This window comes from Terribacillus jepli, from assembly GCF_047228925.1.
Taxonomy (GTDB): Bacteria; Bacillota; Bacilli; order Bacillales; family Amphibacillaceae; genus Terribacillus.
Genome location: NZ_JBFEGH010000001.1, coordinates 451,124 through 465,561 on the forward strand (window position 1 = coordinate 451,124; position 14,438 = coordinate 465,561).

The 14,438-nt window shown below is 45.7% G+C and carries 13 protein-coding genes, 1 pseudogene and 1 riboswitch; of the genes and pseudogenes, 10 read left to right on the forward strand and 4 right to left on the reverse strand.

The genetic code is table 11. From position 1 onward, the window contains the following. Positions 1-24: 24 nt before the first annotated feature. Positions 25-1,824: an L-lactate permease gene (locus AB1K91_RS02240; RefSeq protein WP_413087742.1), complete on the reverse strand. Its 1,800-nt coding sequence runs from the start codon at positions 1,822-1,824 to the stop codon at positions 25-27. A 152-nt stretch (positions 1,825-1,976) separates the two neighbouring features. Between AB1K91_RS02240 and AB1K91_RS02245 the strand changes: the two genes are divergently transcribed. The 8 genes from AB1K91_RS02245 (at position 1,977) to AB1K91_RS02280 (ending at position 9,975) form a co-directional block, all read left to right on the forward strand. Then, the gene (locus tag AB1K91_RS02245; RefSeq protein WP_413087744.1) at positions 1,977-2,687 is read left to right on the forward strand and encodes a FadR/GntR family transcriptional regulator; all 711 of its coding nucleotides are present in this window, start codon (positions 1,977-1,979) and stop codon (positions 2,685-2,687) included. Between the two features lie 124 nt (positions 2,688-2,811). Beyond that, positions 2,812-3,528: a (Fe-S)-binding protein gene (locus tag AB1K91_RS02250; protein ID WP_413087746.1), complete on the forward strand. Its 717-nt coding sequence runs from the start codon at positions 2,812-2,814 to the stop codon at positions 3,526-3,528. Positions 3,529-3,540: 12 nt separating this feature from the next. Next, entirely contained in the window at positions 3,541-4,971 is a 1,431-nt protein-coding gene (locus AB1K91_RS02255) for a LutB/LldF family L-lactate oxidation iron-sulfur protein (protein WP_413087748.1), read from the forward strand. Then, complete coding sequence (locus AB1K91_RS02260; protein ID WP_413087750.1) at positions 4,968-5,675, forward strand: LutC/YkgG family protein; 708 nt, start codon at positions 4,968-4,970, stop codon at positions 5,673-5,675. The genes AB1K91_RS02255 and AB1K91_RS02260 overlap by 4 nt, the downstream gene beginning before the upstream one ends. A gap of 337 nt (positions 5,676-6,012) precedes the next feature. Continuing rightward, a riboswitch (SAM riboswitch) is annotated at positions 6,013-6,121 on the forward strand. A gap of 79 nt (positions 6,122-6,200) precedes the next feature. Then, entirely contained in the window at positions 6,201-7,226 is a 1,026-nt protein-coding gene (locus AB1K91_RS02265; RefSeq protein WP_413087752.1) for a methionine ABC transporter ATP-binding protein, read from the forward strand. After that, positions 7,217-7,879 carry a methionine ABC transporter permease gene (locus AB1K91_RS02270; protein WP_413087754.1) on the forward strand — a complete coding sequence of 221 codons (663 nt, stop codon included), beginning with the start codon at positions 7,217-7,219 and terminating at the stop codon, positions 7,877-7,879. Before AB1K91_RS02265 ends, AB1K91_RS02270 begins: the two co-directional genes overlap by 10 nt. A gap of 5 nt (positions 7,880-7,884) precedes the next feature. Beyond that, the gene (locus tag AB1K91_RS02275) at positions 7,885-8,748 is read left to right on the forward strand and encodes a MetQ/NlpA family ABC transporter substrate-binding protein (protein WP_413087755.1); all 864 of its coding nucleotides are present in this window, start codon (positions 7,885-7,887) and stop codon (positions 8,746-8,748) included. 3 nt (positions 8,749-8,751) lie between these two features. Next, a complete protein-coding gene (locus AB1K91_RS02280) occupies positions 8,752-9,975 on the forward strand; it encodes a M20 family metallopeptidase (protein ID WP_413087757.1) in 1,224 nt (407 codons plus the stop codon). Positions 9,976-9,988: 13 nt separating this feature from the next. Here AB1K91_RS02280 and AB1K91_RS02285 read toward each other — a convergent pair whose 3' ends face one another. Further along, on the reverse strand, positions 9,989-11,428 hold the full coding sequence (locus AB1K91_RS02285; RefSeq protein WP_413087759.1) for an aminotransferase-like domain-containing protein: 1,440 nt from the start codon (positions 11,426-11,428) through the stop codon (positions 9,989-9,991). Positions 11,429-11,540: 112 nt separating this feature from the next. On the opposite strand from AB1K91_RS02285, the gene AB1K91_RS02290 reads away from it, so the two are divergent. Beyond that, positions 11,541-12,155, forward strand: a complete 615-nt coding sequence (locus AB1K91_RS02290; protein WP_413087760.1) for a LysE/ArgO family amino acid transporter — start codon at positions 11,541-11,543, stop codon at positions 12,153-12,155. A 31-nt stretch (positions 12,156-12,186) separates the two neighbouring features. On the opposite strand, the pseudogene AB1K91_RS02295 reads toward AB1K91_RS02290, so the two are convergent. Beyond that, positions 12,187-12,473: pseudogene (locus tag AB1K91_RS02295) on the reverse strand (hypothetical protein). Between the two features lie 260 nt (positions 12,474-12,733). Between AB1K91_RS02295 and brnQ the strand changes: the two are divergent. Further along, positions 12,734-14,050 (forward strand): branched-chain amino acid transport system II carrier protein, encoded by a 1,317-nt coding sequence (gene brnQ / locus AB1K91_RS02300; protein ID WP_413087762.1) that lies wholly within the window; start codon positions 12,734-12,736, stop codon positions 14,048-14,050. 124 nt (positions 14,051-14,174) lie between these two features. Here brnQ and AB1K91_RS02305 read toward each other — a convergent pair. Next, a partial coding sequence (locus AB1K91_RS02305) for a transposase (protein WP_413087764.1) occupies positions 14,175-14,438 on the reverse strand: 264 nt, incomplete at its 5' end.

Sequence of the window (14,438 nt, forward strand, 5' to 3'; positions counted from 1 at the left end):
AAGCTTCCCGAGTGGGAAGCTTTTTTAATTAGCGGGCTGTAACGTGCTTTTAGCAGTGACAAGCCGCAGAATATAAAGCATTACGATGACTGCGTACAGGAAGAGCCAGATGTTGAGGATGCCGTGAATGATGGCCATGCCAAGGAATCCCGCTGCCAGTACGTAATAGGACATTGGCAATATTGCTTTTCTGATGAGCGAACCTTCCTTGCCTACCAATCCTACAGTGGCAGAAGCGGCAACAATGTTATGGACGCAAATCATATTACCGGCAGCCCCGCCAACTGCCTGTAGGGCGACAACTGTTCCTGCCTGATGGACATCCAGACCGATATTGCCTGCAGCTCCGAATTGGAACAGGGAAAACATCATATTGCTGAATGTGTTACTGCCGGCTATGAAGGCTCCCAATGCTCCAACTGTTGGTGCAACGATCGGCCATAGGCTTCCGGTAAGCATAGCAACGGATTCAGCAAGAATGAGCGGCATATTTTGCCCGGTGAGTGTTTCTGTAGCAGCATTCACTTTGTCAGCGGCTAATGAGGTATGAAGGAAAATCTTGATCATCGGTACGGCGAACAGCAGTGCAATTCCAGCACTGACAGCTGTTTTAAACGAATCTTTCCATGCATTCTTGTATTCATTTAATCTCATTCGATGCAGGAAAAAAGTAATTGCAGAGACAACAATGAATAAGAATCCAGGTAAATATAGCGGAGTGGAGGTAGTAGTTATTCCCGAGCCGAAAGTGTCCGTGAAAACAATCTTCCATGATTCAAGTAACTGCTTGAACGGATCATAGGAGCGGGATAATACAAGTATACCCGCGACCAAAACATAAGGAAGCCAGGACAACCACATCGGAATGGTGCGTACAACTTTTTCCTCTGTCGATACTTGATTGAGTTTGCCAATCCATTCGTCTTCCCACTGATTTTGCTCCGGGAAATCGAAGGTTTTATCTTTTGGCATAAACCAGCCTTGGCGAGCTGCAGGTATAACGATCAACAGGGCAATGAGCGCACCAAGCAAGGAAGGAAATTCAGGTCCGAGCAGTATGCCGATCAAGTAATACGGGATTGTAAAAGCAAATCCGGCAAACAAAGCGAACTTCCACGCTCGCAGTCCTTCCAAGAAGGACTTGTTGGGACCGAAGAAACGCGTAAGGCAGGCAGAGACGAAAAGCGGAATGATGGAACCGACTATAGCATGGACGAGTACCACATCCGATGTTATATACAGTAAGTATTCAAAGTAGCTCATATCAGTTTGCTGCAATCCAGACAGAACTGTTTGCTGATCAGTAAGCCCTGTATTGACTCCGATAAGAATCGGTGTTCCGACGGCACCAAAGGATACCGGTGTGCTTTGGATGATCAAGGAAACAAGAACGGCTGCCATGGCAGGAAATCCGACAGCAACAAGCAGCGGTGCGGCAATGGCAGCAGCTGTCCCATAGCCAGCTGCACCTTCGATGAAGCATCCGAACAGCCAAGCAATAAGAATGGCTTGGATACGCCGGTCGGGTGAAATAGTCATAAAGCCGCGGCGGATTGTGTGGATAGCACCAGACTCCTTCACCGTATTCAGCAACAGAACAGCACCGAATACAATGAAGATGACTTCAAGAGCAGTGATCAGCCCATTAAAAGCGGCACCTGCCACTATGTTGGTTTTCGTCCCCCAAACGAAAACGGCAATCAATGCTGTAACAACAAGTGCAACTGGCATCGCCCGGCTGGCTGGCCAGTTTAAGATAACTAAAAATAATAAAATCGTCATGATTGGTACCAAAGCGATCAATGATAATACAAGTAAACTCATCGTGCTTTCCATCCCCTTTAGTAAGCGTTTTCAATTAGAAAGTAAAAATATGGTCATCTGATGACCTGTTTACATTATAAAGGGGGATTTTTTGAAAATGCAATGAAATTTTGGGAAATTTCCGTTTATAATGAGGGAGAGGTGAGAACCCAATGAAATACAAACAAATCAAACCGAAAAAAATATATGAACAAGTAGCGGATGAGCTGCTTTCGATGATACGGGATGGCAACCTGAAGCCAGGGGAGAAATTGGCCAGTGTTACGCAGCTGGCTGAGAATTTCCAAGTCGGGCGTTCCGCAATAAGGGAAGCACTGGCGACGCTTCGTGCCATGGGCTTGGTGGAGATGAAGCAGGGCGAAGGTACTTACGTGAAGGCATTCGAACCAGAGGGAATCGTTTATCCGCTTCAGCATGCACTGCTCATGAGCGGAGAGGACCGGGCAGAATTGATGGAGGTTCGTCATATACTGGAAACGGGTATTGCAGCATCAGCCGCACTGAACCGGTCTGAAGAGGATCTGGAACAAATGGAAAATGCGCTCCAGGAGATGAAGGCATATACAGGGGATCCGGAAAAGGGGGAGGAAGCTGATCTCGCTTTCCACATGATCATCGCCCGCGCAGCGAATAATAAGCTGCTTCTGCGTCTCATGCATCATGTATCGGATTTGACAGCGGAATCCATGCGCGAAACAAGACAGATTTGCTTATTTGGTGAAGAAGCAGCTCCTGAGGAATTGAACAAGCAGCATGAAGCGATACTGCATGCTATCCGTTTGCAGCAGCCAGAACAAGCAAGGCTGGCAATGGTGACACATTTGGAATATGTAGAAGGAGTAATCCGTGACTATTTGCATTAGGATAAGCCGCCGACTGAGGTGGCTTTTTCTTCATATGCAGGAGTTGGAAAATGTAAGCGGTTGTAGTATGATGGAGTAAGATATTATTCAGGTCATCTGATGACCTTATCTGTGAGGTGGCAGCATGAAGGTTACACTATTTGCAACATGTATTGTGGATATGTTCCAGTCCGATGTGGGGATAGCCACGGTCGAAGTGCTGGAAAGACTCGGATGTGAGATTGTATTTCCGGCACAGCAGGTGTGCTGCGGGCAGCCGGCATACAATTCCGGATATGTTGAAGATGCCAAAAAAGCGATGAAGAAGATGATTGCGACATTCGAGGATGCCGAGGTGATTGTCACTCCGTCAGGATCCTGTGCCACAATGTTCAAGGATTATCAGCATGTTTTCCAGGATGATCCCGAATGGCGTCCGCGTGCAGAGCGACTGGCCGAAAAGACATATGAACTGACAGAGTTTATTGTGGATGTTTTGAAAATAGAGGATGTCGGGGCGAAGCTTGAGGGGATAGCCACTTATCACCCATCCTGCCATATGACACGGCTGCTTGGAGTGAAGGATGCACCGATGAAGCTGCTTTCGCATGTAGAGGGATTGGAAATGCAACCGCTTCCGAATGCGCAGAATTGCTGCGGATTCGGCGGGACGTTTTCTGTGAAGATGGGTAATATCTCTGAGCAGATGGTTGATGAGAAAGTGGATTCAGTAACCGAAACGAAAGCCAGCTATCTGATTGGGGCGGATGGCGGCTGTCTGATGAACATCGGAGGCAGAATGCAGCGGCGCGGCAAACCAGTCAAAGTGATGCATATCGCTGAAGTGCTAAACAGTCGGTAAGGGGGAACAACCATGGCGATGAAGATAGGGAATGAGAAGTTCAAGGATAATGTGAATAAGCAAATGGAAGACACATTCATGCGCGGGGCAGTTGCCGGGGCTCAGGAGCGTCTTCGGACGAGAAGACTGGATGCAGCGGAAGAACTCGGGAACTGGGAAGAATGGCGATCTCACGGGGAAGAGATACGTCAGCACACACTTGATCATTTGGACTACTATTTGCAGGAGCTTTCCGAGAATCTGCAAAAACGAGGCGGTCATGTATTTTTTGCCGCCACTGCAGAAGAAGCGAATGACTATGTGAAAGATATCGTGAAAGAGAAACGGGCCAAGAAGATTTTGAAGGCCAAGTCGATGGTTACAGAAGAAATCGGCTTGAATGCTGTATTGGAGCAGGAAGGCTGTGATGTCATCGAGACAGACCTTGGCGAATATATCCTGCAGCTGGATGATCATGATCCGCCTTCGCATATCGTTACACCGGCACTCCATAAAAATAAAGAGCAAATCAAAGATGTCTTTACCGAGAAGCTGGAATACAAACTGACTTCCAAGCCAGAGGAACTGGCTCTGCATGCAAGGGAAAAGCTCCGTCAGGAATTCCTGCAGGCCGACATCGGCATTACAGGATGCAATTTTGCCATTGCCGAATCAGGTTCCGTCGGTTTGGTGACGAATGAAGGAAACGCTGGTATGGTATCCGATTTACCGGATACACAAATCTGTGTCATGGGGATGGAGCGGATCGTACCGACATTTGAAGAATTTGAGGTGCTTGTAGGACTGTTGACAAGGAGTGCTGTCGGGCAAAAGCTGACGAGCTACATTACCGCTTTGACAGGTCCGCGGACTGCAGGGGAAGTGGATGGACCATCCGAGTTCCATTTAGTCATCGTTGATAATGGGCGTTCCGGGATTCTTGGAACCGAATTCCAATCTGTCCTCCAATGTATCCGTTGTGCAGCTTGTATCAACGTTTGCCCGGTTTACCGCCACATCGGCGGACATTCCTATAATTCGATTTATCCTGGCCCGATCGGAGCCGTGCTGACTCCGCTGTTGGGTGGATATGATGATTTTAAAGAGCTGCCGTATGCTTCGACACTGTGTGCGGCTTGTACGGATGCTTGTCCGGTAAAAATCCCATTGCATCAGCTGCTTCATCGTCATCGACAAGTGATTGTGGAAAAGGAAGGACGGGCACCTATTTCGGAGAAGATGGCGATGAAAGCATTCGGGATAGGAGCTTCATCCAACCCGCTTTATGCAGCTGGATCAAAGATGGCAAGCTCGGTCATGAAGCCTTTTACAAAGGATGAGACCATTTCAAAAGGACCAGGTCCGTTGAAGGCTTGGACCGAAATCCGAGATTTTCCGGCTCCGAACAAAGAGCGTTTCCGCGATTGGTTCAAGCAGCATCAAAAGGAGAGTGGCAAAGCTTGATACAGAATAGGGAAGCATTCCTTGCAAATGTCGCCAGTCGTCTAAGCCGCACAAAGGTGCTGACAGAGCGGCCGGAACGGAATTGGAATTATCGTCCGCAAGATAAAACACTGACTGATAAAACCCAGGATGAACTAGTGGATATACTCCGCGATCAATGCCGGCTTATCCACACCGAGCTGATTGAGACTGATGCGGCTGCTTTGCCGAATGTATTGGCAGAAACCGTGGCTGTCTATGGCGGCGGCCCACTGGCCATTTGGCAGGATCCTCGCTACGAGGCATTCGGTTTGCGAGAAAAGCTTCAATCGTGGCCGAAACAAGGGATCGATGTACATGAATGGAACCCTTCCATCGGCTATGACAATATCAGTATTGTGGAAAAAGCCAATATCGGGATTACATTCAGCGACATCACGCTTGCGGAGTCAGGGACGGTTGTACTCTTTTCAGGGGAAGGCAAAGGCCGCACGGTGAGTTTGCTGCCAAATAAATATATCGCACTTATACCGAAAAGCACCATTGTCCCTCGCATGACCCAGGCAGCGCAGCAAATATCCAAACAAGTACAAAAAGGGGAATCCATCGCTTCCTGTATCAACTTCATCACCGGTCCAAGCAACTCGGCTGATATTGAAATGAACTTGGTTGTAGGGGTCCATGGTCCTGTGAAAGCAGCTTATATCGTGATAGATGATAAATAGGTGACGTTGTGAAAACGGCTGATTATGCCGTTTTTAACTAATGGGGTGGTACTTGATTCGAGCTGCAGCGTTCCAGCAAGAAAGAGCTTGGCGGAGTATTTCAGTGTATAGGAAAAACGCCATGATTACGCGTATATCCTGGTTGTTGTTTTAAACCACCAGGAGAGAAGGCTGCAGTTGAAAAGTACAAATAAGTGCAACATTCGTGCGTATTTGACCTTTTTGTTTCGTTTAGAAGCCATTTCGGAAGAGAATGATTATTTTAAAAAATAGATTGACATTCAATTGGAAAACCCATAACATGGTAATCAAATCTAACAACTACATACTTGATTTATTCTTATCCAGAGAGATCGAGGGATCAGGCCCTATGACGTCTCGGCAACGGGTTTATTACAAATACCGTGCCAATTCCTGCAAACACAGCTGTGTTTGGAAGATGAGAATGAGGAAGTTTCATATGGAAGCCCTCTTTTTCTGGATAAGGAAAAAGAGGGCTTTTTGTGTAGCAAGGGAGGAATAGTAATGATTACGTTCAGGAATGTATCAAAGACCTTCACAATTGGCAAACGGGAAGTACATGCTGTTCGAAATGTGAACCTGACGATAGAGCAGGGGGAGATCTTCGGTATCATCGGCTTTAGCGGAGCCGGTAAGAGTACATTGCTGAGATTGGTCAATGTGCTGGAAAATCCTACTGCTGGAGGTGTTGAGGTACAGGGAGTCGACTTAGCCAAACTTTCTCCGAGAGAAGTGCGGAAGGTGCGCAGGGGAATCGGGATGATTTTTCAAAATTTCAATCTGCTAACCTCGCGCACTGTCGCTGGAAATATAGCTTATCCTTTGAAACTGGCAAAAATGCCGCGACAAAAAATAAAAGAAAGGGTGGATGAACTGTTGCGGTTCGTCGGTCTTTCGGATAAAGCGAAGAATTATCCGGAGCAGTTGTCGGGAGGTCAGAAGCAGCGAGTGGGTATCGCCAGGGCATTGGCTACTTCACCAGATATTCTGATCTGTGATGAAGCAACCTCGGCACTCGATCCCGATACGACTGGGGATATTCTTCGGCTGCTAAAAAAAGTGAACAAGGAATTGGGTATTACGATTCTGCTGATAACCCACGAAATGCATGTGATCCAGGCAATCTGTGACAAGGTTGCTGTCATGGAGGATGGAGAAGTCATTGAAACAGGCGGTGTATTTGATACCTTCACAAGTCCCGTTCATCCGACGACAAGGCGTTTCATCCGTTCCATCCAGCAGGATCTGCCGTCCCCATCCTTATTGGAGGAGTGGCGTCATAAAGGAGGGGAAAAGCTGTACCGCATCATTTTCAAAGGAGAGGTGGCGAGCGATCCTGTCTTATCCCGGATAACGCGGAAACATGATATAGACGTGAATATCGTATATGGTTCCGTTCAGGAGATTCAAGCAAAATTCTACGGTAATTTGCTTGTGAGCTTTGAAGGTGTGGAAGAAAAAACAGCCAGGGCGGTGAAGGAATTGAATGACATTGTTCAAATCGAGGAGGTGGAAGTGGCATGGGCGTAGATTGGCAGACATTCTGGCCGCGTATTGTCGAAGCGACTGGCCAGACGATCCTGATGGTGGCTGTCACCTTGGTGATAGGATCTATATTCGGCATCATTATCGGACTTTTACTTTTTGTTACACGTAAAGGGAATATTATGGAAAATGCCTTTTTGTTTCAAATCATTAATTTCTTGATCAATATCATTCGGCCGATTCCATTCATCATCTTTTTAGTGGCGATCAGTCCGCTGACTAGAGAGGTGGTAGGTACGACGATCGGTACATGGGCTGCAATTTTCCCAATGAGCATTGCGGCAGCTTTCAGCATTGCACGTGTTGTCGAAAATAATTTCATCAGTATCGATCCCGGTGTCATCGAGGCTGCGAAAGCGATGGGTGCCAGTCCGATTCAAATTATTTATACCATCTTGATTCCAGAAGCATTAGGGCCGCTTGTACTTGGTTTGACGTTCATTACCATCAGCTTGATTGATTTCTCCGCGATGGCTGGGACTGTTGGCGGAGGAGGCCTTGGACATGTGGCGATGACTTATGGATATCAAAGATTCGATACAAGCGTCATGGTTGTCACCGTCGTTATTTTAATAGTGCTTGTCCAGCTTGCCCAGTGGATCGGCAATACACTATCAAGAAAAATATTAAGGAGATGAAGAAAATGAAAAAAGCACTGCTTGGAATTATTTCCTTCGCTTTTGTATTCATTCTTGCAGCTTGCGGGAGCAGTTCTGCAGACGGAAGCCAAACAGTAAAAATAGGTGTCACTGGGTCGGACGGCGATCAGTGGCCGATCTTGAAGGAGAAAGCAAAGGAAGAGGGTATCAATATTGAACTAGTTGAATTCTCGGATTATACTTTGCCGAACCAAGCATTGGCGAACGGAGAAATAGACATGAACTCTTTTCAGCATATCGCTTTCCTAAGTCAATATGCTAAAGAAAACGGTGATACGATTGTACCGATCGGCTCCACGGTAATAGCCCCAATCGGAGCTTATTCGGAGAAAATCGATAGCCTGGATGAGCTGAAGGAAGGCGATAAAGTGGCTATTCCGGATGACCCATCGAACCAGGCTAGATCGCTGCGGGCTTTGGAAACTGCTGGTGTCATTAAATTGGCCGATGATTTCGGTCAGTTCGGTGATCCTTCCAAGATTGTGGAGAATCCAAAGAATATCGAAATTGTGCCCGTTGTTGCCCAGCAAACACCACGTGTCTTGCCGGATGTGGCTGCATCCTTCATCAATAATGGCGTTGCAGGTCAAGCAGGCCTGAATCCGAAAGAAGATCCAATTTACCTTGAGAATGCCAATGATGACAGCATCACGCCGTTTGTGAATGTGTTTGCTGTAAATAAAGATGACGAAAACAATGAGACATACCAAAAAATAGTGGAGCTGTATCAGGATGAAGCAGTGAAGAAAGCAGTGGAAAGTGATACGAATGGCGGTTCCATCGTTGTAGATGTGCCGAAAGAAGAGCTTCAGAAGCATCTGAAAAGACTGCAAGAAGAGGAGGAATGAGCTATGAGTAAATCTGTGACAGAAGTAAGCCGAATTGCCTTGCATCTTGAAGAGAATAGAGAGAAGTATATCCAGACAAGTCAGGCAATCCATGCAAAACCGGAGATAGGCAATCAAGAATTTTTTGCCAGTGAAACACTTGCTGGTTTGCTGGAAGAGGCCGGATTTCAAGTGGAGAAGAAAGTGGCAGGACATGAGACTGCATTTTATGCGCTGAAAGATAGCGGGAAGCCGGGCCCAAGAATTGCTTTTCTGGCCGAGTATGACGCACTGCCTGGAATCGGGCATGCTTGCGGCCATAATATTATCGGTACTACTAGTACGGCAGCGGGAATTGCTTTGGCGGAAATATTGGATCAAACGGGCGGGAGTGTGGCGGTGCTCGGTACCCCAGCTGAGGAAGGCGGTCCAAATGGCAGTGCCAAGGGCAGTTTTGTCAAGCATGGTTTGCTGAAGGATGTCGATGCTGCATTGATCATCCATCCTTCGGGCCGAACAAGTGTCACTGGAGAGTTTCTTGCAGTAAATCCGCTTGATTTCCATTTCTACGGTAAAGCAGCGCATGCCTCTGGCTCACCAGAGAAAGGCGTCAACGCTTTGGATGCTGTCATCCTGCTATTTAATGGTATTAATGCATTGCGGCAGCATCTTCCGCAGGATGTACGCGTGCATGGAATCATCCCACACGGCGGGGATGCACCAAATATTGTTCCCGAATATGCGTCCGCACGCTTTTTCATCCGGGCAGAAACTTGGAGCAAGGCACAAGCAGTTTCCGAAAAAGTGAAAAATATTGCCCAAGGTGCTGCATTAGCCACGGGAGCTACTGTGAAAAATGAACGATTTCAAAATGAAGTGAAAGATTTTGTTTTGAATCCAGTATTGGATCAGGTGCTGAAAGAAGAACTGGAATATGTAGGCGAATATGTTCATTTGAAAAAAGGCAAGGGACGCGGCTCAACGGATACAGGAAATATTAGTTATGAGGTTCCGACCGCACATCCTTATATCCAAATCGGGCCGGAAGATCTCATTGGCCATACGGAAGAGTTTCGGGAAGCAGCTCGCTCAGCGCGCGGTGACGCAGCTGTATTGAAAGGAGCCAAAGCCTTAGCGCATACAGGTTATCGGTTGTTGACAGACAAAGAGCTACTACAACAGGCAATAGCTGCATTTAAAGAGAATAAGGCTCGAAAAATAATGGAAAAAAATGATAAACCCGTCTAATCCGACGGGTTTATCATTTTTTCATATTCCTGATTAAATATGCCAGCTGCTTCAGCGCATATTCAAACTGGTCGATTGAGGCATAGGCATAAGATAATCGGAGATGCTGTGTGTCGTTTCTTTCGTATATTTGACCAGGGTTAAGCAGGATTCCGCGTTGGATTGCTTTTTCAAAAAGTGTGTGAATCGGAACAGATTGATGTAATCTGAGCCATATATAAAAGCCTCCCGGTGGCTTATCCCAGTCTGCAATATCTTTGAAATTTTCTTGCAAAAGCTGTAAGACTACATCCCGCCGTGCTCTTAAGGCAGTGCGGATTTTTTCAGTTGCACCCGAGTGAACATCGGTAGCCAGCCAACGCTCGACTGCAAATTGTGATAAACTGCTTGCGCCGTAGTCAGTCTGCATTTTACTATCAGCAAGTCTGTCAATAACCGGCTCTGGTCCTGCAATCCAGCCGATGCGTAAGCCGGGGCTCATCGATTTGGAAAAGCTGCCTGTATATAATACAGTTCCCTGCGTATCCATTGCTTTCAAGGGCGGCGGTGGCGGAGTATCCAGCCACAGGTCGTAATAAGCATCATCCTCGATGATCGGGAGGGAAAGCTGCTGGCATGCTTGCAGTAATCTTTGCCGTTCGGTAATGTCCCACATTCGCCCCGTGGGATTGTGAAAAGTCGGATTTGCATAGAACAAAGCTGCATCATTTGTACGCATATACTGTCTGATCTTTTGGGTAATATCCGTGTCCTTTTTTGTTAATCCGAAAATCTTTATTCCCGCTGATTGAAATACGGGAACAGATTGTATGTAGGAAGGTGATTCATAGAGAATGGTAGAACCTTTTTTTAGCAATCCACCGGCAATGAGCTGCAATGCCTGGAGACTGCCGGATGTAATGAGTATTGCTGAAGGCGAAACGTTAATGTCTCTTTTTTGCAGAAATTTACTTAACTGTATGCGAAGAGCATAGCTTCCTTTTGGTTCGGAATAGCTTAAAGGCAGTGTATCTGCATTTCGCAGCAGACTGGAGATTTCTGCACTGGGTAAAAGATCCGGGGCAAGCTCCCCTGTACCAAGCCGAATCAAGGACGGGTCTGCTTCTGCAAGATTGATGGCTTGTATCAATTTGATATTTGGTTCATGCATGCCGGCTTGGACATAATCATGCCAATTCGGGGATGGCTTTGTGATTAGATTCCAAGTTGTATTACAAACAGTCGTTCCGCTGCCTATCTTTGTTTCCAAAAGTCCATCTGCAATCAATTCTTCCAATGCAGAAACGACTGTGCTGCGGTTCACCTCAAAGAGGGCAGCAAGCTCGCGTTGCGGGGGAAGCTTGGTTCCGACAGTCCATTCCCCGTTATTTATTTTGCTCTTTATGTATTGGATGATTTGGACTTGGATGGATATATCCAAATCACGATTTGGTTTCCAATCGATCTCTGCCATTCTATCCCTCCTGATTAACATTATACAAAATTGGTTGGTTAAATAACCAACCAATTGGAGGAGGACATTCCATTTAAAACTCGATATTATTGGTCAGGAGAGGAGGGATAAGATGGAGCCGATTATTCATGGGATCATTCTTGCAATTGGACTTATTTTGCCCCTTGGAGTCCAAAATGTTTTCTTATTCAATCAAGGTATCATTCATAAAAAGATAATCCATGCACTCCCAGCAGTAATTACGGCGGGAATGGCTGATACACTCATGATTTCCATATCCGTCACTGGTATTTCGGTCATTGTGTGGACGATACCCTGGATTCAAGTCACGCTTTACGGAATCGGGTTCTGTTTCTTGATTTATATAGGATGGAACCTTTGGAAATCAACCTCTGATACAGTGCAATCGAGTGTAGAAGGCTTTACTCCACGAAAGCAAATCATTTTTGCAGCGTCTGTATCCTTGCTGAATCCACATGCCATACTGGATATTGTCGGAGTTATCGGGACAAGCTCCCTAGCGTATTCGGGTACGGAAAAATGGAGCTTTACAATGGCCTGCATAGCCGTTTCTTGGGTTTGGTTCTTCGGCCTGGCAACTGCGGGGAGGTTGATCGGAAGTTTTGATACACATGGTAAGCTGCTTCTGATCCTGAACCGTTTATCAGCACTGCTTATATGGAGCATGGCAGTTCTTATGCTTATTCGCCTGATCCAGTTTCTGTAAAAATACCTCTGCCATATGGCAGGGGTTTTTACTATGAGAAATCCCGTTTTTCCTTTCGGTAAGCTCTCCATGTCGTCTTTGTTGCAGCGTAGCTGCCGATTGCCGCATAGCCATAAAAATAACCCATGAAAATACCAGCAATCAAATCGTGTGGATGACTGTAAAAAATCGAGAGGACCAATCCGATTGCAATAGCGATAGTAGGCACATACTGCTTGGGGATTGGTAAAGCAGTTTAATGATTTGAGTAAGGACAAGTGTTGCTGGAATCCCAATAACTGAATCCCAGAAATTTATCTGGATATTTGGAAAGTCCATGTTTAGATTCCTTTTTTACTTATTATTGGGAGTGGCCAATGAAATTATGCGCATAAGCTTACTGATGGTGATTCAGCTGATTAAATAATTTTATCATACATATATTTACAGAACATTCCTTACAAAAACTTCTTGAATGTTGCGCAATTCAGTATTATACTAGCCTGTATGTTTGTCAGAAAATATGACGAAAATTACAGTAAACTCAATATTTTGTTATTTATCAGACTATTCCAATAGTAGTTAGTGGAGGTTTTTTTGTGTCAAAGAAAGTACCAGGTTCATTTACGATCATTCTAGGTCTGATGCTCTTTGCTTTGTTCTTCGGAGCAGGGAATTTGATTTTCCCGCCAATGCTCGGGCAGCAAGCTGGTGAAAATATATGGATTGCCAATGCAGGATTCCTTGTAACAGGTGTCGGTCTCCCGCTGGTTGCAATTATCGCTTTCGTTTACTCGGGTGAGAAGGATCTTGTATCCCTATCCAGCAGAGTGCACCCAGTATTCGGAATTGTTTATGCGGTTATTCTGTATCTTGCGATCGGTCCGTTCTTCGCGATACCACGTGCTGGGAATGTATCCTATGAAATAGGTTTGAAACCATTCTTGTCAGCTGAGCCAGGACCATTTCCCTTGATCTTGTTCACAGTCATTTTCTTTGCAATCACTTGTCTATTGTCATTGAATCCTTCCAAGATCATCGATGTCATCGGTAAATTCCTGACACCTATCAAGCTGACTTTTATCGGGTTGCTAGTTATCGTCGCAATCGCGTTCCCGATTGGAAAATTTCAATCGCCTCAAAGCGATTATACGACAGCTGCTTTCTTTAAAGGTTTCCAGGAAGGCTATTTGACATTGGATGTCCTTGTTGCCTGTGTGTTCGGAATCATTATCGTCAATGCCTTAAAGGATAAAGGAATCACAAACAAAGGCTCCATCATGAAGGTTTGCTTATTGGCTACTGGGCTTGCAGCGGTAGTGCTGGTGGTAATTTATACAGCACTTTCTTTCATGGGTGCATCGAGTGTCAGTGAGCTTGGTTATTTAAGTAATGGTGCCGAGATACTTGCCCGTGTTTCCGATCATTATTTTGGTCGATGGGGGATGGTCTTCCTTGGTTTGATGATTACCGTTGCCTGCCTTACAACGAGTGTTGGTTTGATTACATCTTGTTCGACGTTCTTCCATAAACTGATGCCGCGCATATCTTATAAAACGTTCGCCATTGTGCTGTCCATCTTCAGCGCGGTAGTAGCGAACATTGGACTCACTGAATTAATTTCCATTTCCGTTCCGGTTTTAATGGCGATTTATCCTATTACAATCAGTCTCGTATTTCTTACATTCCTTCATCCACTATTTAGTGGAAAACGGGAGGTTTATATCGGAAGCCTTGTGTTGACCTTCTGTGTGAGTATTTTTGATGGCTTCAATGAGGCTGGTTTGCAAATAACAGCTGTCAATGATCTGTTCCACAAGGTTCTGCCATTCTATGAGGTCGGACTTGGCTGGATAGTGCCTTCGTTAGTTGGAGGTTTGCTTGGATTGCTTGTATCTACATTAAGACATAAATAATATCCCCCATGGGGGATATTCAGATTGTAGAGAAACCCCAGTTTCTCTACAATCTTTTTTATATGATAATTCTTCTGTGGTATTTTAAGGACTGCTTTTATAAAGAAGATAGCCAACCACCTACCTAGCCTAGCTTTGCTAGGTGGTTGGCTATCTTCTTTATGTTCTGACAGGTCGCTGTCATCAGCGCCTGTTCCTGCACTTTTTCTCTTCCTCGTAACCTGCAATAGCGAAGCCCGTGGAGTTGTTTCGCATCCGCAAAGCTTCGCTCTATCGTTTCTTTTCGCAGTTTATATAATAATTTTCCTGATTGGCTAAGGCGATTTTCCCTTACCCATTCTTTACTTCCTTCCCAAACATGCCTTGTAATGACTTTTCGATGATTTCT